A 23,544-nucleotide genomic window follows, 5' to 3' on the forward strand; every position below is an offset into this window, starting at 1 on the left:
GGGTTGAATTGTTTGAACACCCCAACATTTAGTGTAGAACCAAAAAGGCAGCCAGTTCTTCGGCTGCCTCCACCCTTTATCAAATACGCTGATTTATACCCGGCTGACGTTCCAGGTGCCTTTCGCACGGTATGCCGGAAAGAATTGTTCTTCTTTCGCGGCACCGGATGCTGCGCACAACTCCGCATAGACCGCCTCATTCCACACCTTGCGCCCGACATGGAAATCGAATTCCGTGTTCTTGCCGAATTTCTTTTTAAAGAGCAGCAAACTATCGTCCGGTTCGTTGGTGAAACCGCCGCCCGCATGGATCAGCTCTATGCCATTCTCCTTGCCCCATAAGGCGATCGCATACGTCATCACGTAGACGGGCGATAAATGGTGGTAGCCTTCCAATGTGCCGGACAAATGCGTATGGATCAGATTATTGTAGATGAAATGCATTTCCGCCCCAATGACTTCGCCTTCAAACAGGGCCTCCACCAGTACGACATGTTCGCCAAAATACTGCAAGATGCGGTCGAAATAAGCCTTGTCGAAATAATAGAACATGTCGGCGTGCACACGTTCCATATTGATATGATAAAGTTCGGCAAATTTATCGAGATTCTCCGGATTGACGGTAATGCGGGTCTCGATTCCTAAGCGCAGCGCATGGCGGATGGCCTTGCGCGTCGATTTCGAGAATTCTTCCTGGACCGGATCGTCGAAATCCTTTAAATTGGTACCGACTGTTTTCCGCATAAACTCAACATCGTAGCATTCTTTGAAGTCTTCAGCATTGCCGAGGACCGGATGGAAACGGACGAATTCGCCCACGATGTGGTTAGCATCGCAGTATTGCTGGAACGCGTCTTTGAATGCGCAGACCAATTCGGCTTTATCTCCTTCTGCGCTGCATGTGATCAGCGGGCCGCCATAACCGTAAGGAGTGACGATGTCGTAGTATTTTTTCTCATCCACAAGAATCGGGGTTTGCCGCTTTATAAAAAGGTGCGTGACCGAGCCGAGCGGATGCGAAAACTCATAAGCTTCGCAAACCCCACCCTCGATTTCCTCGTATAATCTTCCATAATCCGGTTCGAAAAAAATATCCATCATCACGCTGTCCCCATTTCTGCTATATACGGTTCATATCGGGCAAGGATCATTTCGCGGTTATCGCTCGATATCACTTGAAGCGTTTTATTGATTTTATTGATAACTCGATCAAGGTCTTCTGTGGTTTGGGCAACGATATTGAAGCGCCCGAACATTTGTGCATACGAGCCGGTCATTTCGATGCCGTCGCCAATGTGCCGCGAAGACACAAAAGAGATGACTTCCGGAAGTTCCAGGATCTCATCAATGCCCCGGATTTCAGCAATCGTCCCTGCACCGAGCAAAATTGACAAGTTGCAGGATGGAAACGGCATGAACCCGCCATCGTATTCCTTCAGGCTGTAGTTATCCGTATCTTTGCCAACTGACAGATCGAGCATCATTTCCAACAAGCTGACACCCGTCTGTTTTTCGATGACCTGATAATGCTGTTCGCCGCTCAGCCGGAAGCCCATCTCATAAATATAGAAATCGCCGTCGTCGTAAAGTGACTGGATAAACACCAATCCGTTATCGATTTTCAGCCCTTCGATCATCTTGCGGATTCGCTGGTCCACTGTTTCAATGTAGCGCTCCATGTGCTTGGATGGAAACAGCGTCGCAATCGGCAGCGGCGGATGTTCCTTTGTCGCTTTATAAACGTAGCGATCGGTTACCGCGGTCAATATGACGTGGCCCTCCTGGACGGTGTAATACATTTCGACGCCATGGGTACTATCGATAAAGCGCTCGACTATGACCTTGCCGCTTTTTGAACGGTGCTCAGCTTTCAAATACGCGTCTTCGAGTTCATGCTGGTCGTAGCATACCGAGATTCCCTGGCTTGCATAGCTGTCAACCGGTTTGACGATGACGGGAAATTCGATGTTTTTCCAAATATTTTCTTCGCTGCTGTATTCTTCAATGACCGGCACGTTGAAGGTGCGGCAGAATTCCTTGAATTTGTCTTTGTTCGATGTAATCGCCAATTGCTCATTAGACGCATAAAACGGCAAATTCAGTTTTTTGCATAATTTTAGGGCGTTCCAAGTATTGATGTCATCAAACGCGGTAAAAACCCCGTCAATTTCTTCATCGTTCGCGATTTTCGCCAGCTTTGCGGTATCCGATGTACTGATGTCATACGCTTTATCCGCAAATTTCTTAGCGGGAGATCCGACATTATTATCCGTTACAATAGCATACATCCCCATTTTCTTAGCGGTTTTCACAACATCGATCATATGAGTAATGCCGCCAAGTATTAGCACTTTTCTCTGTTTAGCCGTTTTCATCCATAACATCTCCCAGCATGTTTTGTAAATGAGCAGCAATCGCTAATCACCCCTGTTGCACCGTGCGTGTGTTTACCGATTTTCAACCATTGTCGGACATAAAGAGCAAATACCTGCTATGAACCAACTAAAAACTGGATGTTCTAGAAACCATTTACCTATTAACTACCAAGTTATCAGTTCATTCACACATTGTCAATGGACTATTCTGAATTTTTAAATACCTGATGAAATTACCTTCTGCGTTAGGTATATCAACTCTTTTTCAAAGAACTTCTTTCAGCTTCCATTCCCATCATGTGTTATTCTTCCTATTTAATAACCCTGATTCATTTAACCTAGTTTTAACCAAGCATTATTATCATTAGTTTAGATTTAAATAAAACACCCCGAATTTCATTTGCAGTTACCTAAAGGAGGAAGCACGAAATGGCGGTTATGCTGACAACATTATTGTCTGATATTTTTTTCTTGCCAGAATGGGGCAAAGCCTATGCAACACAGGACCTTGGGGAGAGCAAAGTGTTCGAATTCGCGACCGGCTATGGACATATCTATTACCAGTTTGTCGTTCGGCCGATTCCGATCGCTTTAGGCGACGTGAATTACTACGACACAATCACCCCTTTTGGCCAAAGCGGCCCGGTGATCATCAGCTGCGCGGCAGGCAGAAGAAAAGAACTGGCAGCGGCATTTGATGCAGAATTCCAAAAATACTGCATCGCCAATAATATTGTTTCGGAATATGTCCGGTTCAATTCCTGCGTGAAGAATGCCGAAGATTTCAAGGAAATCTACAGCATCGACAACCGGGGAATAACGATGTATATCGACTTGAGCGTAGGGGATTATTTTCTGGAAGAATTCAAATCCAGCACCCGCCAACAAGTCCGCCGGGCATTAAAAAACAATGTCGAAATCGAGTATGATTATACGGGTGCAACGATTGATGAGTTCCATCGACTCTATGAAATCATGGCGAAAAGGAATAACATCCCGAATCATTACCGGTTCTCAAAAGAGCTATTGGCGGAATCTTTTTCGTTGCTGGAAGGCAAACAATTTATCATCTACGCGAAATACGAGGGCCAATACATTTCAGCGGCGATGTATTTACACCATGGCGATTTCCTCCATTACCATCTGTCTGCGAATGACCCTGAATTCTTCAACGTCGCCGGCAACAGCCTCGTACTGAACGAAGGCTGCCGATGGGGCGTCGAGAACGGCAAAAAACAATTGCACCTCGGCGGAGCAACAAGCGATGTGCTTTACCGCTTCAAGCGCGGGTTCACGAAAACCGAGCCGCTCGACATCCTGACAGGCAAAAAAGTCCGCAACGAAACAATTTACAACCTTCTGGTGGATTATAATTTAAGCAGAGGAATAATTGAGAATCCGGAACATTTCCCGCTTTATCGTGGATAATTCGGAAACGAAAAAGGCAGAAGCGAAATTATCGCTTCTGCCTTTTGAAATCCACGGATTTATTTATTGGACCTTTGCTTTAGCTGGTTCATGTTTCGCCAGCACCATATCCGCCCCTTCGCGGGACTCGATTTTCAGCAGCTTATATAGTTTTTCAACCGCTTTGTGCAATGCCTCTTCTGAAGCTGCGACCAGGTTGAACCTGCCGAACATCTGCGCATACGAACCGTTCGCCGCAATCACATCTCCTACTTCGTGGTTGAGGCAATAGGAAACGACTTCTTCCATGAGATTGATCTCATCCATCCCGCTGATTTTCGCAATGGTCCCATTGTCGAGGAGAATCGGCAGGTTGCACGAAGGTTTTGGCATATATCCATAGTCGAATGCCCCAAAATCGTATTTCCCGATATCTTCCCCCACTGCGAACTCGAGCATCATTTCCAGCAAATTGATGCCTGTCTGCTTCTCAATGATTTTATAATGCTGTTCACCGCTGAACCGGAAGCCCATCTCGTAAATGTAGAATGAACCGTCTTCGTATAGCGACTGGATGAACACCAAGCCATTTTCAATTCCCATTCCGCTGATCAGGTTTCGGACATTCGGATCCACATTGTCGATATAATGCTGCTGGTGTTTTGAAGGGAATGTCATCGCTATCGGCAACGGCGGATGCTCTTTCGATTGCTTATGGACATAGCGGTCAGTCGTGCCGTTCAATACGATTTCGCCGTTGCGGACGGCGTAGAACATCTGGACACCATAAGCATTATCGATGAACGGCTCCACAATGGCCTTGCCCGATTTTGAAAAGCCGAGCGCCTTCTCAAAACCGTCCTTCACTTCTGTTGAATTGTGGCAAACGGTAATGCCTTTGCTGGCATAGCTGTCCACGGGTTTCACGATGACAGGAAACTTCATGTTCTGGATCACTTCATCATCGAGTGTTTTACCTGCAGTATATTCCGGAATGACCGGAACATCATAGCGCCGGCAGAATTCCTTGAATTTATTTTTATTTGAAGAGACTTCCAATTGTTCCTCGGTAGCGTAAAATGGCAATCCTGTCTCACGCGCCAATTTTTCCGCATTCCACGTATTGATATCCTCAAAAGCCGTAAAAATTCCGTCCACCTTTTCTGCACGCACGATTTCCGCCATCTTTTGAATGTCAGCTGTGCTTTCATCAAAAAACTTAGCCGCATGGTCCTTAGCCGGAGATCCCGCAACATTGTCTGCGACAATCGTATAGAACCCCATCGCTTTAGCCGTTTTAACAACATCAATCATATGGCGCGTTCCACCGAGGATCAGAATCTTCTTTTTGCCATCAACCAAATCGAATCCCACCTTTCCTATAGAGCCATCACCTGACCCCATAAGTCAGACTGATTGCCTAGAACTCAAAATCTCACATTACTTTCCGCACAATAAAACACAGGGTATTTATAACTAAGATAGCAGTCTGATTTAAACAAGTCAAATAATTATCTGAATTTTTAATATTTGTAATAACTTTCTCTCTCTCTCTATTTCTTCAGATCGACAAAAAAGCGCCGACTGATTCGAATAACGAATCGGCCGGCACTTATTTTAAAATTTCAACTCGATTGCCCGTTTGCGTTCAGCCAGCAAAGCTGCCATGATGCCAGCGACTTCCTCGCCGTATTCATCATTTTTCAAGGCGAACTCCATCGTGGTCCGGATAAAACCGACCATCTCACCGACATCATAGCGCTTTCCTTCGAAATTATAGGCAAACACCTTTTGATGCTGGTTCAAAAGCTGAATGGCGTCTGTCAACTGGATTTCTCCGCCAGCCCCAATTTTATGCTGGCCCAAAAACTGAAAGATTTCCGGTGTCAGGACATAGCGCCCTAAAATCGCTAAATCAGAAGGAGCCGTTCCGGGCATCGGTTTTTCCACAAAGTTTTCGACTTTAAAAAGGCGGCCATGCGCTTCACCCGGATCGATAATGCCGTATCGGTGGGTTTCAGACATCCCGACTTGCTGGACGCCGATTATTGAAGATTGATTGGTTTCGTACTGAGCCATTAACTGCTGAAGAGCAGGTGTTTCAGATTGGATGATGTCATCCCCCAGCAAAACGCCGAAAGGCTCATTGCCGATAAACTTGCGCGCACACCAGATTGCATGGCCCAAGCCTTTCGGTTCTTTTTGGCGGATATAATGGATTTCCACTTTTGAAGAATCGCGAACTTGTTCCAATAGCTCGTATTTTTCGCGTTTCAGCAAATTGTCTTCAAGTTCGAAGTTATTGTCGAAATGATCTTCAATCGCTCTTTTCCCTTTGCCGGTAACAATAATGATGTCTTCAATCCCCGATTCGATCGCTTCTTCGACAATATATTGGATGGTCGGCTTATTCAATATCGGCAGCATTTCTTTCGGCATCGCTTTCGTGGCGGGCAAAAATCTTGTACCCAGTCCCGCTGCGGGAATAATCGCTTTCGTCACTTTCTTTTTCACTTCGGAACCTCCTCTAATGGTATGGAATTTGCTATTGGTTTTACTAATAGGGTTGCTGCCTATTCATCAATACGGACGCTTTTTGCCCGTATGGCGCAATAAGCCAGGCAAAGGACGCCTAGCCCATGGGCACACCTTCGCTAGTAAAGGGTATGCACTCGATAAATCTTATTTACTTTAATCCAAGTGAACAGAAACCTTTATGCCTTATACTCCATTCTATCAAATTGCTTAATAAGATGTGTCTTCTGCAGCATCACGTTTGAAACTTATCACGATATTAATGAGGACGAATGCTAGAAAAATGCCCAATGTGTCGATAAAGGCATCGAAAAGCCGTCCGTCCCGCTCAAAATACAATTGCAGGATTTCCGTTAATACCGCGAATCCCACAGCGATAACAACTGCTGGCAGATGCTTTTTCAGCCAGCTGAAAAGCAGCACATACAATAACGCAAAAGACAGGAAATGGCCTGTTTTTTGGATCGTGTAGAAGCTGTCTGAGAAATCTATGTCGTTGATGATCAGGAGATCGGCCAGATTCGGGGACGTGTTAAAACTGAAACCGACAATCCGATCAAATAGAAAAGCGTGTGCGTCATTATTGCAGGTTGCGACAATGATTACCGCAGCCCATACAAATACTAGAAACGGTTTCATTCCCACTGGCCAACTCCCTTCAATTCAACTTCAGATTCTATGCTTTTGGAAATTCTTTTAACGCTTAGTAGATAAGCGGCGTGAAAATAGTATGCTCGTTATTAAACTTATTGTCTATAAAAAATTCTGACAAGTCAAATAACTTATATTCTATACCCTTAATTACCCATCTGTATTATCCTTATAGCAAAGAGAATTCATTATTTTTCAATTAAAACTGGAAAGGGTGGTTACCGATGATCCGAATCCGGCACACGCCAAATTATGCCGGTGTCCATATTTCTGGCGACTATTCCGATTTTGATGAGCTGTATGAGGCAGTGCACCGTATTACACGAAGTCATGAGGAAGACGATGGCTACGGACAGCCGCGCCGCCGGATTCTAGGGCTGTTCAATGAGCTGCGGCAAGCACAGCTCGGCAACCGTTGCTTCGAGGCTGTACCGAACGGCTTTAGCGCGCGGAACGATCTTTGGCTACCGGTGGAACACACAGACAATAACGTGTATTTGAAATTTGAAGCGCTATGGCCAGAGGTTCTTTTCGCATCATTTGCCCTCAACGATTTCATCTTCCATTATATGGACGGTGCAAGAGTCCACAGCTGGGATCCATGGGCAGCGGCTGTCCGCAAATTCCAAAGCGCAGTCGCCAGCTGCTTGGAGGAAACACTGAGCCCTAACCGTTACCGCCAGCTCCGGAAGTACATCGACCCCCATGGATTGTTCGCAAAAACGAAATACCAGAATTATTTAATTCAGTACATTGATCGCTTGAATATCCATTTCCTTCGGCTGCCACCTGAAAGGCGTCCAGAAAACATCAGCATCATGGCAAAACGCATTTGCGAACTCGATTCACTCTATTATGATTTCCGCTCCGATTTCATCGATTTGGCGGAAGGCCTGCAAGTGCACGTTTCCGAACTGCGCTATAAAGAGAATTATCCAGAAACAATTGACTGGTAATCGAATAATGGCAAAGTCTAATCAAAATAAATAACTGTGTATCCCCAACCGTTCTGGCCACTTCGCTTTCCGTGGGCTCAGCTTCAGCCTCCTCGTCACTGGAAAAAGAGTTGCTCCTGTCTCTGCATCGCTACGCTAGCTTCGAGACATTAAAGTGCGTTGCATCGCTGCGCTAGCTTCGTCGCAAACGAGGTTCTTCAAACCTCGTTTCCTGCGGGGTCTTCAGCCTTCGCTGTCCCACAGGAGTCTTCGTGGCCAGACCGGTTGTTAGCATGTAGCTCTCATTAAAGAGAGAAACCAACTCATCCGCTTTTTGTAAGCATTCTCTCAAGGATTCGGAGCGCAAAATCCGATATACCTAAGTAAAAACCGTTGATCCATAGCTGGATCAACGGTTTTTATTTTGCATTCGCTTTATTCAATTGTTGCTTTAAGCCTTCTGTGTCCATAAATTCAATTTCTTCAATTTTCCCTTGTTCAGGAACAATCGCTTTCCCTTCGAATTTAAAGCGGCTTGTTTCGCTGCTTTCATCTTGATGGGCGACTTGGAAACTGAAATTGTATAACGTGGGATCGTTTTCACTGGCATTGATTTTTATATTCGAAACGCTGAGGCGATAAGATCCCTCATAGACGCTATACATAAAAGCCGGGTTTATATTCAGGAAGTTGGCGTAGCCATTTTCAGTAAAATAGGCTGCGTATTTCTTTTCCATATAATCAGCGTATGCTTTATAGGCAGGGGTTTCCTTATAGACTGCGAATTCTTCCTGATTCGCGACGTCCTCAAGATTTTCCATCGCTGCGTACCTCAATTCCCTGTACTCTTCATCAGGGGCATTGAATTCTTTTTCGATGACCGACTGGATTGCTTCTGTATTTTTTTCATCTACCGGTTCCACTTCAGAAACACCCGTGTTTTCTGCGGTTCCTTTTTGCGAACATCCGGCTATCACGACACAAGAAACGAGTAAAAGCGCAATCCAAAAGGCTATTCCCTGTCTTGTGCGCCTGTGAATTTCTGTTGATTTCATCTTCATTCTCCCTTAAATATAATGCTCATGGCCTTAAACCGCAGGGCATTCCACGATTGAAGCTTTTAAGATATTCCTTTTTTTCACTATAAAGCCACTAAGCCATTAAATTAAAACTTCAGCCAAGCAGCTTCTCCATTCTGCACAGTCAGTTGGTGTAGCTTGTGCATGAGTTTGCTCTTTATAAATTAGCGTCCAGCTTCCTGGGTTCTCGACTTTGTGCCAGCCCAGTTTTTCGCTTTTCGCCATTCGGTTAACCCTAAAGCTACACCGATTCCAACAAATGCCCCTGTGCTGTCGATGAGCACGTCACGAAGTTCACCGCTGCGGCCCGGGATGAATAATTGATGGAACTCATCCGACATTGCATACAGGGCGCAGATTGCCAAAGCTGCTAGGCCACCCCGATAGCCTTTAATGCCACTTTTGCGCAGCGCATGGAACACCAATACGCCTAATATCAAATAAACAAAGAAGTGGGCATTCTTCCTGACAAACGTATGCAAAGCATCCGTATCGATCGATGCTTCTGAAGAAAATTGTGAAATCGCTTGTAGAATGGTTTCTGTAATCCCGGAGCTCATGCCGCTTGATACTGTGGCAGGCTGATGGGAGAATCCGAAGATGACGGCCATCCATAAAATAACGGCGGCCCAAGAAAGTGCTTTAGATGTATTCATGATTTTTCCCTTTTCCAATTACTATTTTTTTGTTATTTTTCACCAAATAGTAGTATAACATGCAATAAATATCCCGGATAGAGAAAATATCATAAAAAAACAAGTCTGGCACAATGCGCCGGACTTGTAGCTTGTTAGACTTCCAGTTCGCCTTTGCGAAGCCGGATCTGGTAATAATTTAATTGCTTGAATAACGTGGATGCGGTGCGCTGGTCTGTGTCAAAAGCGATTCCGTATTCAAAGCGGCTGCCTTTCAGCTCTTTGCGGACAATCTTGCCATCCAGCAGAAATTCCTGTTCCAGAATGGCGAAGTTGCAGCATACGGATTCGTCCTTTGAAAGATCCTCATCACTGAGAAAGCGCAGCCCGTTAACGCTGATGTCCTCGATTTCCAGCGGTTCAAACCCACCGCCCCCTACTGAGATGTGCCCATCGACCGTTCCATTAAGAAATAGGCGGAAAAATTCGCGGCGATTTTCGTTCATGTCGTACCCCCTATGGTTTCCCATTACATATACAAATTCAGCAAAAGCCCTTTTACTTCTCCGACAAGGCGAAGTGTATCGATGTTGTCTTCTTCGCTCCGCAGTACCTCATCCTGCACTTCCAGCATTTTTTCATCAATCACTTCGATCAATTGATGTGTTTTCATGCCGCCGGAGGGATGTTCACTGTGCTTGTCAGTCAGCTGCAGGCCGTAGCTCAACGATTCACTGATAAATTGTTTGACCAGCGTTTTGTAATCGAGCAGATTTTCCAGTGTCCGCTGCTTCGCCAACTTCTGGCCTTGCTGGTCAACTCGGTCCATCAGCCCATTCAATGAATCGTTCTGCAGTTTCACACGCGTGCTTTTCATGACGCCGGCAAATGTATCCGTAGATTTAGTTTCCGCGGGGGCTTTTTGGATCCGGTCCCCTTGGATAAGTGTATAACCGTCAATCCGCACATCAAGCACCCCATTTTACTGTTGATAACTTTGCTTTTTTTTAAGCATATTGATGATCAATTCCACTTGGCCAAGTTCGATTTTCAGCACCTTGGCAATCTGTGCTGGTGAAAAACCCTGCTTATAAAGCTTTTCCACTTTCCCATGGCCCGTTTCTTCCGGCATCTTGGCTGGAACCGTTTCCGGCGCTGCTTGCACAATCGCAGGGGCTGCTCTTTTCTCTTCAACCAAGCGGAGCTTTTCATCAAACTCGCTTTCTTTTACTTTAATATAATTAGTCATATTTTGGAAGAGCTCATCGCTCTCTTTTTCCATATTTTCAATAAATTCTTCCATACTTTTGTAAATTTCATCATTATTTTGTACTGGAATAGCCGCTGCCAACTTATACATCTTTATTAAAACAAAAACGGCTCCAACATTCACCACAACCGATAAGATCAGGGCCGCATCCAAATAACCATTCACATGATTCACCCGTTCCTTTTTAATAATGGTCGTGCGGTTCAATAATAGCCGCATTCAAGCGGAGAATCGCTTTTGAATGCAGTTGGGATACGCGCGACACACTGACACTCAGCACTTCTGCTATTTCAGTAAGTTTCAGTTCTTCGAAATAGCAAAGGGAAACAACTAGTTTCTCTTTTTCCGGCAAGCGGTCGATCGCCCGCGCGAGCGACTCTTTCATTGACTGGGCAGCAAGGCTTTTTTCTGGTGATGCACTGATGGCTGGGTCAACAATCGTGTATTTGTCCGAGGTATCGTCGCCATACGCTGTTTCATCAATTGAAACAAGAGCAGAAAGCGCGGCTTCGGAAACGGTTTTGTTGAGTTCGGCTTTTGTGATTCCAAGATAGGCGCTGACATCGGCATCGGTCACCGAAGCGTTGTGCTGCTGTTCCAGCTCAATATAAGCCTTTTCGATTCTTTTCACTTTGTCTCGGACCGAACGCGGCAGCCAGTCGCTTTGCCGCAAACCGTCGATGACTGCTCCTTTAATGCGCCACGTCGCGTAGGTTTCGAATTTCAGGTCTTTGCTGAAATCGAATTTATCAAATGCGTCAAGCAGTCCCTCATAGGCAAGGCTGCGGATATCATCTTGGCTGATTGTTTTCGGAAGGCTGACCATAAAGCGCTGCACGACGAATTCCACCAGCGGCATGTATTTTTCAACAAGGAAATTTCCCGCATCGGAATCACGCTGCTGCTGCCAATTTTCCCAATAATTCACTTCATTACTTGATAATCTCGTTGCCACTATGAGTTTCACCACCGTTACTTCAGAATTTCCGGGTCACTTGAACAATATTTTCAACAAAAAGCCTTTCAGCCCCAGCTTATACGGCACCGGCAGCTTCAGATAGCCGTGAGCCAACTTTTTCATCGCGTGCGCCGCTTGGCTATTTGGATACGCCAGAACGAACGGCACCTGTCTCTTCACAGCCGAGGGCACAATCGCGTCATGCGGAATCGAACCAAGCAGGCCGATTTCTTTGTTCAGGAATTTGGCTGTGACGTGCTTGAAATTTTCCGCTGTCGCTCTTGCTTCGTTATCGCTCGTGCATTGATTGACGACCAGCGCCATATGGACATTCGGGTCTTTTGCCTGCACCATCTTGACCACTGAATAAGCATCCGTAATCGAGGTCGGTTCGGGCGTCGTCACAAGAATGACATCATCAGCCGCCAGAATAAAGCGCATGTTTTCGTACGACAGCCCCGCACCCGTATCAAGAATGATGTAATCAACCGAGCCTTGAAGCTGGCTCATTTCATGGAAGAACTTATTCATCTTTGTTTCGTCGAGGCGGAACATCTCGTCAAAACCGGTTCCCCCAGAGATAAATTGCAGCCCCTTCGGCCCTTCTTCGATGATGTCCCATATCGACAGGTCTTTATCGAGCAATGTTGCAATCGATTCTTCCGGGGAACGGCCGAGCAGCACGTCGATATTGGCAAATCCGAGATCGACATCGAAGATGAGCACTTTCTTCTTTTGTTCGGTCAGGCTTAATGCGAAGTTCAACGCGAAATTGGACTTGCCTACCCCGCCTTTGCCGCTCGTGACGGCTATAACGCGCGTCTGGCGGCTCGGTTTCTTCGACGATTTCTGGAGCATCTTTTCTCTTAGCTGCTTTGCTTGATCAATCATGGCTGTTATCTCCTAACACAAAATCCGCAATCTTTTCAGGGGTAGCTGCAACAAGATCATCCGGAACGTTCTGGCCATTTGCGATATAGCTTATCGGAATCGAGTAACGGCAGATCAAATTCAAGATTGCACCTGCTGAACTCGTTTCGTCTTTCTTCGTCAATACAAGCTGGTCCATTTTGATCGTTTTGAAATTTTCAATGATTTTTTTCATGTCCTCCAGTTTGGAGGTCAAACTGAGCACTAGGTGGATCTGGATTTTCGCTGTCTTTGGCAGCAGGCGCTCAAGGTCTTCTATATATTGTTTCTGCTGGTAATTGCGGCCTGCGGTGTCCATCAGGATAATGTCGCAGTCCTGCAATTCAGCAATTGCCTGCTGCAGCCCGGCTGAAGTCTCTACGACTTTGACCGGGATATTCAATATGCTCCCGTATGTCTTCAATTGCTCGACTGCCGCAATCCGGAACGTATCCGATGTGATGAGCCCGACGTTTTTCTCTTCACGCAACATGTAATCTGCCGCAATTTTGGCGATTGTCGTCGTTTTTCCGACACCGGTCGGACCGATGAAGCAAACCATTTCCGGGTCTTTCACCGCTTTTGCTTTTTGATGGGTTTTGATCATGCGGATGATTTCTGCTCGGGCCGCCTCAAACACCTGCACTTCCGTGAGCGCTGGGTTGCGGTCAAGCGCAACCATCAGCTTGGCCAGAATTTCCGACTGGATTTCCTTTTGGACTTCCTGCTCCGTGAGCCGGTCGCTTAACGGCTGCAATGCATTCGGCAGCCGGTCTTCTTCGATGACCTGCATCATGAATTGCTTGATGCTCTTCAATTCGCTGATCAAATCGTCCGCCTGTTCGGGCGGGGAGGAAAAAACTGCGGGTACACTTGGAGCCAGTGCATCCTCGGATTTGTAAACAACAGGTGCCTTATTTGGGGCTGCCGGTTTTTTTTGAGCCTCAGAAGGCTTCGACTCCACCGCTGCGATGACTTCCAGCTTGTCTGTCTGGAAAAAACCGAGAAAGCCCCCCGTTTTGATTTTTTTCGTATTTAGAATCAGTGCATCTGAACCAAGATCCCGCTTGATCATCGGGATGGCATCCACTACATTTTCAACAATATAAGTTTTCAATCTCATGACATATTAACCGCCCCGCTTGAAATATTAACAATGCCGACGCTTTGGATTTCGATTTCCGGTTCCAATTCGTTATACGACAAAACCGGAAGCTCCGGTGAAAAACGTTCGATAAACTGGCGCATGTACATGCGTGTGCCAGGGGAAGCCAGCAAAATCGGCTGAATGCCGGTCCGCTGCATTTGCGACGCCTGCTCGGAGATGCTTTGGAAAATCAGCTGCGAAGTTTCGGGATCAATTGATAGATACGTCCCTTGTTCGGTGCGATGGACAGATTCCGCGAATTTCTTTTCAAGGCTAGCCCCAGCCGTGATCACCTGCAATGCTTGGTTCGGCTGAGCATATTGCAGCGTGATTTGGCGAGACAAAGCCTGGCGGACGTATTCCGTCAACAAATCCGGATCTTTTGTCTGGGATGAAAAATCAGCCAGCGTTTCCAGGATGGCCAATAGATTGCGGATTGAGACTTTTTCTTTCAATAGTTTCATCAGCACTTTCTGTACATCGCCAATCGCCAGCTGGTTCGGGATCAACTCTTCGACCACCGCAGGAGATGTTTCACGTATGTTTTCTATTAATGCGCGCACTTCTTGTCGGCCGATCAATTCATGCGCATGGCGCTTGATTACTTCCGTCAGGTGGGTGGAAACGACCGATGGCGGGTCGATAATCGCATAGCCTGACATTTCCGCCTCTTCTTTCATGTCTTCATTGACCCATAAGGCAGGCATGCCGAAAGCCGGTTCGATGGTCGGAATGCCTTCGATGCTGTCGTCGTCAATGCCGGGGCTCATCGCCAAATAATGGTTGAGCATGATTTCGCCTGAAGCTACCCGGTTGCCTTTGATCTTGATGACGTATTCGTTGGGCTGCAATTGGATGTTGTCGCGGATGCGGATGACCGGTACGACGATGCCCAGTTCGATCGCGCATTGGCGGCGGATCATGATGACCCGGTCAAGCAAGTCTCCCCCTTGGTTTTTGTCAGCGATCGGGATCAAGCCGTAACCGAATTCAAATTCAATGGCATCGACATGCAAAAGGTCGATGACACTCTCCGGACTTTTGATGCTGTCGAGTTCCGGACTCTTTGCGGACGCTTCCTTCTCGAGCTTTTCTTCTTTATTCAAATTGCGCTGCATCGTAAAGCCGCCATAAGCGACTAGGCCTGCGACCGGCAGCACGAGCATCGGGTTGATCGGTGTGAATACCGCAATCAGCGACAGCGTGCCGGCCACAATATACAGCAGCTTCGGATAAGCGAATAATTGCTTGGTGATGTCCGTTCCGAGGTTGCCTTCAGAAACGGCACGCGTTACGACGATGCCGGCAGCAGTGGAAATCAGCAGGGCTGGAATCTGGCTGACGAGCCCGTCGCCAATGGATAATAAGGTAAAGAGCTGCGCCGCTTCACCGAATGGCATTCCATGGACCAATATACCGATCAGCAATCCGCCGATGATATTGATGATGGTGATGATGATGCCGGCGATGGCGTCGCCTTTGACAAACTTGGATGCTCCGTCCATCGCTCCGTAGAAATCCGCCTCTTGGCTGACTTTCTCACGGCGTTTTTTTGCTTCCATATCGGAAATCATGCCGGCGCCGAGATCGGCATCAATGCTCATCTGTTTGCCGGGCATCGAATCGAGCGTAAAGCGCGCTGCTACTTCGGCCACGCGCTCTGAACCTTTTGTGATGACCAAAAACTGGATGATGACAAGGATCAGGAAAACCAAAATCCCGATAATGGCACTGCCGCCGACGACGAATGAGCCGAAGGTTTCAATGACTTCCCCGCCTGTCTGGTTCGTCAAAATTGAACGGGTCGTTGAAACATTTAAACCGAGGCGGAACAAAGTCGTCAGCAATAACAGCGTCGGGAAGATGGAGAATTCTAAGGCTTCCCGTGTGTTCATCGCGACGAGGATGATCGTCAATGCGATGCTGAGATTGATCATGATCAAAATATCCAATAATAACGGAGGAAGAGGAATGACCATCATGACGATAATCATGATAACGGATATTAAAATGGCATAATCTTTTATTTTCATGTTGTTTCCTCCCCTTCCCAATCAGCTGATTTTTCCTTTTAACCGGTAGATGTATGCTAAAACCTCTGCCACCGCCAGGAACAGATCTTCAGGGACCGAATCCCCTACTTCCACCTGGGCGTATAATGCACGGGCGAGCGGCTTATTTTCCATAATGACAATTTGGTGTTCTTTCGCTTTTTCTTTGATTTTCAACGCCAGGTGGTCTTTGCCCATGGCAATGACTTTCGGCGCTTCCATCGTCTCTGCATCGTATTGGATCGCGATGGCGTAATGTGTCGGATTCGTAATCAGGACATCTGCATTCGGCAGGTCCTGGATCATGCGGTTCATGCTCATCGACCGCTGCCGTTCTTTGATCTTCTGTTTGATCAGCGGGTCGCCTTCGGATTTCTTGTATTCGTCTTTTATGTCTTGTTTCGACATCCGGATGTTTTTCTCGAACTCGTATTTCTGGTACATATAATCGAAGATGGCCAGCACCATCAAGATGGCAGCGGCGATCAGCGCAAGCTTGATCGTCAGCCCGCCGATGAATGCCAGCGAAGCCCCCAAGGTTTTCTGGGACAATAAAAACAACTCGCCCCTTTCAGCCCACAGCACCGAAAATGCCGCAAAACCGATAATGGCAATTTTCATCAATGATTTGGCGAGTTCCACCAAGGCACGGATGGAAAAAATCCGCTTGGCCCCTTGGATGGGATCAAGCCGGTTCAGCTGCATTTTCAACGGCTCAGTGGTGAACATCGAACCCACTTGGACGTAATTACCGAGAATCCCGAACACCACTGCGGCCAGCATGATCGGGGCCATGATTTTCACTGCATTCACGGTCATCTGCTCAAAAAGCGTCCGCACATTGGAAGAAGTCCATTCCCAATTGATGTATTGGGTGAAATTGATGCGGTAAATCGCCAGGATTTGATCCAGCAGCCAGCCACCCAAAAAGCTCAGCAGCATGACGCCGCCGACCATGATCAAAGCGGACGGGATTTCAGCACTTTTCGCCACTTGCCCTTTGCGCTTCGATTCCTGCCGTTTCTGCGGCGTCGCTTTCTCTGTTTTCTCACCTGAAAAGAATTGCAGGTTGAGGGGCATCCTCTTAGCCATCTAACTTCCTCCTAATAACCGGGTCAGATCCCCCATCCCCACCATGATTTCCTCAAACAAAGTCTGCAGGATGTAAAAGAAAATGGGCATGGAAAACATCAACAGCACAAAACCCGTAAAGATCTTCAGTGGAAAACCGACTGCAAATATGTTCAATTGCGGCACCGTCTTCGCCAGGATCCCAAGTGCGATATCCGTCAAAAACAAAGCACCGATAATCGGCAGCGCGATCTGCAGCGCCGACAGGAACATCCCCGTGAACAGATCCACGATAAAGCGCGCCAGTTCAGAAGAGCCGACACTGAACGCCAGGGTGCCGACCGGCAGCACCTCGAGGCTCCGCATGATGCCGTCAAGCATCATGTGATGGCCGTCCACTGCCAGCAAAAACAGCAGCGCCAATATGTATTTGAAATGGCCGATGATCGGCACTTGGCTGCCCGTCTGCGGATCCATGACACTGGCGATTGCAAACCCCATCTGGAAATCGATGAATGCCCCCGCCACCTGCACCGTGTACAAAATCAATGCAGCCGTAAAGCCCAGTGCGATGCCGATCGCCACTTCCCGGATCGCCATGCCGATAAAATAACCATCCAGCGGCAAAGGTTCTCCGAGGCTCGCGCCCGTCCAGGCCATCAGCGCCAAAAACGCGCCGATGCCGATCTTGAAATGATTCGGCACGCCTTTCATGGAAAACAGCGGCGCAATGAGGAAAAAACTCGTGATGCGCACAAACATCAGCAATAAATAAGGAAAAGACGCCAGAAATGGTTCCATGGCCTAACCGATCAGCTGCGGCAGCTGCTGGAACAAATCGCGCGTATAATCCAGCAGCATCGTCAGCATCCAGGGACCGAAAATGACGATCGACAAGAACACCGCAATGATTTTTGGCACAAACGCCAAAGTCTGTTCCTGGATTTGCGTCATCGCCTGGAACACACTGACGATAAGCCCGACGCCAAGCGCGATCAAGAGAATGGGGGCGGAAATGATGATGATCATGTAGATCGATTGTTCGGCCAGTTTTATCACTACATCAGGTGTCATCTTGTTCTTCCTTTCGGTGGATGGGTTGGTTAGCTAAATTAGCTGCGAAGATATATCAAGTATTGAGAATCCGTATTTTCCGAAGCTTTTCGCTCGCTTTCCGTGGGGCGGGAATCGAGCCTCCTCATCCGCTTGCGCGGACTGCGGGGTCTCTCAAACCCGCTAACCCCACAGGAGTCGAGCGAACGCTTCTCCAAATACTTTGCAGATTTTTTAGTTCACCTTATAAAGTAATATTAATTAAAATTAGAAGGATAATTTAGAAGTATGAGTGGAAGGTGGCGACTCCTGCGGGAATAGCGTGAGTCCTGAGACCCCACAGGAAAGGTTTGACCGAACCACATTCGGTTAAACCTTTGCGACGAAGCTAGCGCAGCGATGCAGGAGCACCGGTTTTCGCTAGCGACCGAGGAGGCTCAGGCCACGCCCCGCGGAAAGCGTCCACCTGAAACGAATACTTCTGTATTAATAAATTACTAAAAACTAACCAGCAAGGACTCGATGATGAGGTACCAGCCATCTACTAAGACAAACAGCAGGATCTTGAACGGCAGCGAGATCATGACCGGCGGCAGCATCATCATCCCCATCGCCATCAATGTGCTGGCGACGACCATGTCGATGATCAGGAACGGAATGAAAATGACAAAGCCGATCTGGAAAGCTGTCTTCAGTTCGCTGATGGCAAAAGCCGGGATCAGGGACATGAGCGGGATTTCGTCGATGCTGTCCGGTTTCTCGAGGTCCTGGTATTTGAAGAACAGGGCGAGATCTTTTTCCCGTGTGTGCTCGGCCATAAAGCGTTTGATCGGCAAGATCGCCGTGTCGAGCGCTTCTTCTTGCGTTGATTCGCCTTCAAGGTACGGCTGCAAGGCGGTATCGTTGATTTCTGTGAAGACCGGCGCCATGATGAAGAACGTCAAAAACAAGGCGAGGCCGACGAGCACTTGGTTTGGCGGCATGGACTGCGTCCCGAGCCCCGTACGGACGAACGACAGGACAATGATGATGCGGGTAAAGCTGGTCATGAGGATAAGGATGGCTGGAGCGAGCGACAAGATGGTCATCAGTGCCAGAAGCTGGAGTGTGACCCCGACGTCTTCCGGCGATTCGCTGCCGAAATCGATGCCTGGTATGTTTATGGATAAGAGGATGTCAGCCATCATTTCGGATTACCTTCTTTGCCTTCGGGTTTCTTCGTCAACGCTTCTTTCAGCTGTTGTTGTTTATGTTTCTGCTTTTCGAGGCTTTGGTTGAATAATTCTTCGAACCTGCCAGTTTTGCTGTCTTGGGCGCCGACGAAACTTTTTTTCCATTGCGGCAATTTCAGCAGCGGGTTGGTGAACCCGGCCGGCGCAGTTTCAGCAGGTGCTGCGTCGAGGCCGATTTCTTCAGCATCCGCAAATTCCTTGATGAGCGTCACTTGGTCGCCGACGCCGATCAGCAGAACTTGGTTGCCGACTTTCACGAGCTGCAGCGATTTGTTGTTGCCGAGCGGTGTCCCTCCCATCAGCTTGACTGCCTGGTTGGGCTGGAACTTCTGCTGGCGGATGGCAAGAAATTTGATGAGGCCGTAGATCATCACCAGAATCAGCAGCGTGTAAAACACCAGCTTCAAGATGATGCCGAAGAGGCTCTGCTCTTCCTTGACGACTGCGGCTTCATTCGGCGCAGGCGCTTGTTCCTGATCTCCGCCGTCTTCTTCCAGCCAATCGGCAACATTCGGTTCAGCGGATGCAGATGCCGGAAATACGAAAGCGGTCAGCGCCGCCATCAATAAAATTGTAAGAATAGATGATTTTATGTGTGCCATTCTGGATGAACTCCTTACGATTGCCATTAACGCAGTTTGGATAGGCGGTCAGCTGTGCTGAGGATATCCGTCACCCGGACACCGAAGTTCTCATCGATGACTACGACTTCACCGACTGCAATGACTTTATTGTTGATCAGGATATCAACCGGCTCACCGGCCAGTTTGTCGAGTTCGATGATGGAGCCTGGCGAGACGCCGAGGATTTCTTTGACCATGCGCTTCGTGCGGCCAAGCTCCACTGTCACTTGCAGCGGAATGTCCATCAGCATGTCCAGATTGTTCGGTTCTGTCTGGCTTGTGGCCGTCTCATCGAAATTCGAGAATTGGACCGATTGGATTGTTGGTGCGGTATTTTTCTTCGGCTCTGACGCCGTTTGGTTATTCGATTGGTATTCCATGTCTCTGGTCTCCTCTGCATAATCCTCTTCCGGGGCTCCCGTTAAAACGCCTGCTATCTCTTTGACAAGCTGGACCGGCAGGCATAGGGAAAATTCCGCCGCCGCTCCGGCGCCTAGCCGCACCTTGAAAACAGCTTCTGCAAACCATTGCTCTTTGGTGAATTTAGCGATTGGAAAATCTTCCTGGCTTTGCACGATGTCCATGCCGGACAACGAATAGGCCACTTCTTTTTCCATCAGCATGCCCATCGTTTTCGTAATCGGCGCGAACATCGTTTCCACCAATTTCTGCAGCATCTCAAATTGTTTTTCCATGTCGTCTGGTTCGCTTGTGGCATCCCAGATTTTCACGAGCGCTTCGACATCGGCTTTGCTGACGGCCAGCAATTGGATTCCTTCAACTTCGCCTTTGTATTCGCCAAGGATGACGAAGAATGGCGCAGCGGCGGCAGCCAGTACAGCGTCACGCGGTTTCACTTCCAAGACGGGCGCCGACACAGAAACTTCCCGTTTCAGCATTTCGCCAAGCGAGCCAGCCGCGCTGCTGAGCGATACGGCCAATAATTCACTGAATGCCTCTTTTTCAATTTGCAATAAATGATTCGCGGACATCGGCTTCTCCTCCGTTCCTTTTTGGCCAAGCAGGCCATCCAGTTCTCCCGGGGACAATTTATCAAAGTTCATTGTATTCTTCCCCTTCTTCCTGCACGTCGGTGATTTGGACAGCGACGCGCCCTTTCGAGATGCCCGGCTGTGCCAGGAATTTCTGCTTTTCATCAACAAGAATCATGACCGGGTCTGCATACGATTCGTTCAACCGGATGACATCCCCGATTTTCAAGTCCAGGAAATCGCCGATATCAATCGACGATCTGCCAAGAACCGCCTTGACGTCAAGGCGTGTATTCTGCACCTTTTTCTCAAGCGCGATGGCTTCGTGGCTCTCGATCGCTTTTTTCTGGTTCGCCAGCCAGTGGCGCGCCGACAGTTTCGGCAGCACCTGTTCCAAGACAACATGGGGCAGACAGATATTGATGGCGCCATCGACATCGCCTATTTTCGTCTGCAGCGATACGAGAATGACGGTTTCATTCGGTGCCGACGTTGTTAGGAACTGGGGATTCACTTCAATTTCCTTCAATTCCGGCGACACTTTCACGACCGAGGACCAAGCTTCCTCAAAAGTTCCCAATGCATTGATGAAGACCCGTTCGATGACGCTCATTTCGATTTCCGTCAAATCATTTTGCACCGGAGCCGTCGAGCCCTGCCCGCCAAGCATGCGATCCAGCATGATGTAAGTGACATCCGGCGAGAACTCCATCAGCAAACTTCCCTGGAGAGGAGGTGCTTTGAAAACGCCCAAGATGGATTTTTTCTGCACATTACGGACAAAGTCTTCATATGTGAACTGCTCGACAGACGCCACTGAAATCTGCACATAGGTCCGCAGCAGCGTAGACAAATACGAGGTCAACAAGCGCGCGCAGTTTTCGTGGATCCGTGTCAATGTGCGGATCTGGTCTTGTGAAAACCGCAGCGCTTTTTTAAAGTCATATGTCTGCACGTTGCGCTGGCGCATTTCCGGTTGGCGCGCCGGCTGGTCTGCTGGCAGCTTTGCCAAGATTGCTTCTAAATTCTCATCGGTCAATTGCTTATCCATTTGTGCTCCTCCTCTCACTGTTCTTCTATCGGCCGCTGCAGCGTCGGCAATATATTGATCTGCAAATAATAAGCGGTGATCTTATCGGCGACTTCGTCCACCGTTTCCAGGACGTGCACCTTTTTGCCTGATATTAATGTCACCACGGTATCAGGCGTAGACTCGATCCGTTCGATGTAAATTGCGTTCAAGGAAAACGGTGTACGATTTAATCTTGTCAGTTTAATCATATAAACAGCTGAAAGCGCGCTATGCGCTTTCAGCCTGTCCCTCCCTTATCGTTTCAAGTTGACGACTTCCTGGAGGATTTCGTCGGATGTGGTGATTGTGCGGGAGTTTGCCTGGAATCCGCGCTGCGCAACGATCATCTCAGTGAATTCTTCTGTCAAATCAACGTTCGACATTTCAAGCATGCCTGCGGAGATCATTGATGTCGCGGCTGCTGCTGTGCCGGTGTTCATGTTTCCGGCTGCAGCTGTCATTTCATAAAGCGAACCGCCAAATTTGCGGAGCCCTGCAGGATTTTCCGGATTTGCAACGCCGATTGTCTGCAACGGTGTTTCATTGCCATTCGGTTCTTTGCCAATCACTTGCCCTTCACGGTTAATCGAAAACGAAGCGTATTGATTCGGATTGATTCGGATTGCATTTCCTCCTGTATCTAAAACGCTATAGCCCTGGCTCGTCACCAAATCGCCATCTGCGTCCACGACAAAGTTGCCGGCACGCGTCAAAAAAGTTTGTCCCGGGTTGGCTGGATCATTGACCGTGAAGAAGCCGTCGCCCATAATTGCCAAATCGGTTCCTACACCCGTCGTCATTGCCGAACCCGGCGTATGGATGACATTGATAGCAGAAGTCTGAGAGCCCAAACCGACCTGCATTGGATTGACGCCGCTGCCTGACATGTTCTGGCTCAGCAAATCCTGGAAGTTGATGGTGCTTTTCTTATAGCCGACTGTGTTGACATTGGCAATATTGTTACCGATGACATCCAGTTTTGTCTGGAAGCCTTTCATGCCTGAAACTCCTGAATACATTGAACGCAACATTTCGTTTTTCCCCTTTCAAGTACCGCTGGCGCTATCGGCTCAGACGGTCTCCGTAACCTGTGGTATATATTTTTCTATGCGTTGGATTGTGTTGATGGGAAGCTTCGGCCCGTCTCCTTCAAGTTCGACCGTCAATTCGCCATTCTTCATGGCGATTGCTTTGACGATGCCTTCACCGGATTCTGTCTGGCCGTTCACTTCACGTTCCCAAAAGACTTTATTGCCGATCAAGTTCGCGTGGTCTGTCAGAGATGCCGACCCTTGGCCGCCGACAAACGTATTCATCGTCGTGTTCAAGTTGGTCAATTGCTCCAAAGAGCTGAACTGCGCCATCTGGCCAATAAATTCAGTGTCTTTCAGCGGTTCAAGCGGATTCTGGTTTTTCATCTGCGTCACCAGGATTTTCAAGAACGCGTCTTTGCCAAGTGTGCTTTCCGCTCCGGTCTTTGCCGTCTGTGCAGTTTGCATTGCGGTATTTTGTGCATTGCTGACATTCATCAAACCACCCCTTCGGTGTA

Annotated in this window: 26 protein-coding genes; 2 read left to right on the forward strand and 24 right to left on the reverse strand. The window is 48.0% G+C overall.

From position 1 onward, the window contains the following. Positions 1-93: 93 nt before the first annotated feature. Positions 94-1,101, reverse strand: a complete 1,008-nt coding sequence (locus EGV91_RS13800; protein ID WP_135504649.1) for a GNAT family N-acetyltransferase — start codon at positions 1,099-1,101, stop codon at positions 94-96. Beyond that, complete coding sequence (locus EGV91_RS13805; RefSeq protein ID WP_158290620.1) at positions 1,101-2,375, reverse strand: ATP-binding protein; 1,275 nt, start codon at positions 2,373-2,375, stop codon at positions 1,101-1,103. Before EGV91_RS13805 ends, EGV91_RS13800 begins: the two co-directional genes overlap by 1 nt. Positions 2,376-2,804: 429 nt before the next feature. Between EGV91_RS13805 and EGV91_RS13810 the strand changes: the two genes are divergently transcribed. Continuing rightward, a complete protein-coding gene (locus tag EGV91_RS13810; protein ID WP_135504652.1) occupies positions 2,805-3,803 on the forward strand; it encodes a GNAT family N-acetyltransferase in 999 nt (332 codons plus the stop codon). 63 nt (positions 3,804-3,866) lie between these two features. Here EGV91_RS13810 and EGV91_RS13815 read toward each other — a convergent pair whose 3' ends face one another. The 3 genes from EGV91_RS13815 to EGV91_RS13825 all read right to left on the reverse strand — a co-directional run bounded on the left by EGV91_RS13815 (position 3,867) and on the right by EGV91_RS13825 (position 6,956). Further along, positions 3,867-5,144 carry an ATP-binding protein gene (locus EGV91_RS13815; protein ID WP_158290621.1) on the reverse strand — a complete coding sequence of 426 codons (1,278 nt, stop codon included), beginning with the start codon at positions 5,142-5,144 and terminating at the stop codon, positions 3,867-3,869. A 255-nt stretch (positions 5,145-5,399) separates the two neighbouring features. After that, entirely contained in the window at positions 5,400-6,296 is an 897-nt protein-coding gene (galU, locus tag EGV91_RS13820) for a UTP--glucose-1-phosphate uridylyltransferase GalU (RefSeq protein ID WP_135504655.1), read from the reverse strand. 231 nt (positions 6,297-6,527) lie between these two features. Further along, complete coding sequence (locus EGV91_RS13825; RefSeq protein WP_241666193.1) at positions 6,528-6,956, reverse strand: VanZ family protein; 429 nt, start codon at positions 6,954-6,956, stop codon at positions 6,528-6,530. Positions 6,957-7,192: 236 nt separating this feature from the next. Between EGV91_RS13825 and EGV91_RS13830 the strand changes: the two genes are divergently transcribed. Further along, complete coding sequence (locus tag EGV91_RS13830) at positions 7,193-7,924, forward strand: DUF6904 family protein (RefSeq protein ID WP_135504659.1); 732 nt, start codon at positions 7,193-7,195, stop codon at positions 7,922-7,924. A gap of 398 nt (positions 7,925-8,322) precedes the next feature. Here EGV91_RS13830 and EGV91_RS13835 read toward each other — a convergent pair whose 3' ends face one another. The 19 genes from EGV91_RS13835 to flgD all read right to left on the reverse strand — a co-directional run bounded on the left by EGV91_RS13835 (position 8,323) and on the right by flgD (position 23,524). Then, on the reverse strand, positions 8,323-8,958 hold the full coding sequence (locus tag EGV91_RS13835; protein ID WP_135504660.1) for a hypothetical protein: 636 nt from the start codon (positions 8,956-8,958) through the stop codon (positions 8,323-8,325). A 188-nt stretch (positions 8,959-9,146) separates the two neighbouring features. Then, entirely contained in the window at positions 9,147-9,638 is a 492-nt protein-coding gene (locus EGV91_RS13840; protein ID WP_135504662.1) for a VanZ family protein, read from the reverse strand. 134 nt (positions 9,639-9,772) lie between these two features. Continuing rightward, on the reverse strand, positions 9,773-10,123 hold the full coding sequence (locus tag EGV91_RS13845; RefSeq protein WP_135504663.1) for a PilZ domain-containing protein: 351 nt from the start codon (positions 10,121-10,123) through the stop codon (positions 9,773-9,775). Between the two features lie 23 nt (positions 10,124-10,146). Further along, positions 10,147-10,584, reverse strand: a complete 438-nt coding sequence (locus EGV91_RS13850; protein WP_135504664.1) for a YaaR family protein — start codon at positions 10,582-10,584, stop codon at positions 10,147-10,149. A 15-nt stretch (positions 10,585-10,599) separates the two neighbouring features. Next, a complete protein-coding gene (locus EGV91_RS13855; protein WP_135504666.1) occupies positions 10,600-11,094 on the reverse strand; it encodes a DUF6115 domain-containing protein in 495 nt (164 codons plus the stop codon). Continuing rightward, a complete protein-coding gene (locus tag EGV91_RS13860; protein WP_338325059.1) occupies positions 11,072-11,842 on the reverse strand; it encodes a FliA/WhiG family RNA polymerase sigma factor in 771 nt (256 codons plus the stop codon). Before EGV91_RS13860 ends, EGV91_RS13855 begins: the two co-directional genes overlap by 23 nt. 36 nt (positions 11,843-11,878) lie before the next feature. Then, complete coding sequence (locus tag EGV91_RS13865; protein WP_135504667.1) at positions 11,879-12,736, reverse strand: MinD/ParA family protein; 858 nt, start codon at positions 12,734-12,736, stop codon at positions 11,879-11,881. Then, on the reverse strand, positions 12,729-13,877 hold the full coding sequence (gene flhF / locus EGV91_RS13870; RefSeq protein WP_135504668.1) for a flagellar biosynthesis GTPase FlhF: 1,149 nt from the start codon (positions 13,875-13,877) through the stop codon (positions 12,729-12,731). Before flhF ends, EGV91_RS13865 begins: the two co-directional genes overlap by 8 nt. Next, entirely contained in the window at positions 13,874-15,934 is a 2,061-nt protein-coding gene (gene flhA, locus EGV91_RS13875) for a flagellar biosynthesis protein FlhA (protein WP_135504670.1), read from the reverse strand. Before flhA ends, flhF begins: the two co-directional genes overlap by 4 nt. Before the next feature lie 21 nt (positions 15,935-15,955). Then, positions 15,956-17,044, reverse strand: a complete 1,089-nt coding sequence (gene flhB, locus EGV91_RS13880; RefSeq protein ID WP_135504671.1) for a flagellar biosynthesis protein FlhB — start codon at positions 17,042-17,044, stop codon at positions 15,956-15,958. Then, positions 17,045-17,824, reverse strand: coding sequence for a flagellar biosynthetic protein FliR (gene fliR / locus EGV91_RS13885; RefSeq protein WP_135504672.1), 780 nt, complete (start codon positions 17,822-17,824; stop codon positions 17,045-17,047). 3 nt (positions 17,825-17,827) lie between these two features. Then, positions 17,828-18,097, reverse strand: coding sequence for a flagellar biosynthesis protein FliQ (gene fliQ / locus EGV91_RS13890; RefSeq protein ID WP_135504674.1), 270 nt, complete (start codon positions 18,095-18,097; stop codon positions 17,828-17,830). A gap of 476 nt (positions 18,098-18,573) precedes the next feature. After that, positions 18,574-19,263, reverse strand: coding sequence for a flagellar type III secretion system pore protein FliP (gene fliP, locus EGV91_RS13895; protein ID WP_135504675.1), 690 nt, complete (start codon positions 19,261-19,263; stop codon positions 18,574-18,576). After that, positions 19,260-19,910, reverse strand: a complete 651-nt coding sequence (locus EGV91_RS13900; RefSeq protein ID WP_135504677.1) for a flagellar biosynthetic protein FliO — start codon at positions 19,908-19,910, stop codon at positions 19,260-19,262. Before EGV91_RS13900 ends, fliP begins: the two co-directional genes overlap by 4 nt. Positions 19,911-19,936: 26 nt before the next feature. Continuing rightward, the gene (fliN, locus tag EGV91_RS13905) at positions 19,937-20,995 is read right to left on the reverse strand and encodes a flagellar motor switch protein FliN (RefSeq protein WP_135504678.1); all 1,059 of its coding nucleotides are present in this window, start codon (positions 20,993-20,995) and stop codon (positions 19,937-19,939) included. Next, positions 20,985-21,974, reverse strand: a complete 990-nt coding sequence (gene fliM, locus EGV91_RS13910; RefSeq protein ID WP_135504679.1) for a flagellar motor switch protein FliM — start codon at positions 21,972-21,974, stop codon at positions 20,985-20,987. The genes fliN and fliM overlap by 11 nt, the downstream gene beginning before the upstream one ends. 14 nt (positions 21,975-21,988) lie before the next feature. Next, positions 21,989-22,204: a flagellar FlbD family protein gene (locus EGV91_RS13915; RefSeq protein ID WP_135504681.1), complete on the reverse strand. Its 216-nt coding sequence runs from the start codon at positions 22,202-22,204 to the stop codon at positions 21,989-21,991. A gap of 45 nt (positions 22,205-22,249) precedes the next feature. After that, positions 22,250-23,026: a flagellar basal-body rod protein FlgF gene (gene flgF, locus EGV91_RS13920; RefSeq protein WP_135504683.1), complete on the reverse strand. Its 777-nt coding sequence runs from the start codon at positions 23,024-23,026 to the stop codon at positions 22,250-22,252. A 39-nt stretch (positions 23,027-23,065) separates the two neighbouring features. After that, on the reverse strand, positions 23,066-23,524 hold the full coding sequence (gene flgD, locus EGV91_RS13925; RefSeq protein WP_135504685.1) for a flagellar hook assembly protein FlgD: 459 nt from the start codon (positions 23,522-23,524) through the stop codon (positions 23,066-23,068). Positions 23,525-23,544 lie beyond the last annotated feature (20 nt).

It is taken from the genome of Planococcus koreensis, from assembly GCF_004761975.1.
Taxonomy (GTDB): Bacteria; Bacillota; Bacilli; order Bacillales_A; family Planococcaceae; genus Planococcus; species Planococcus koreensis.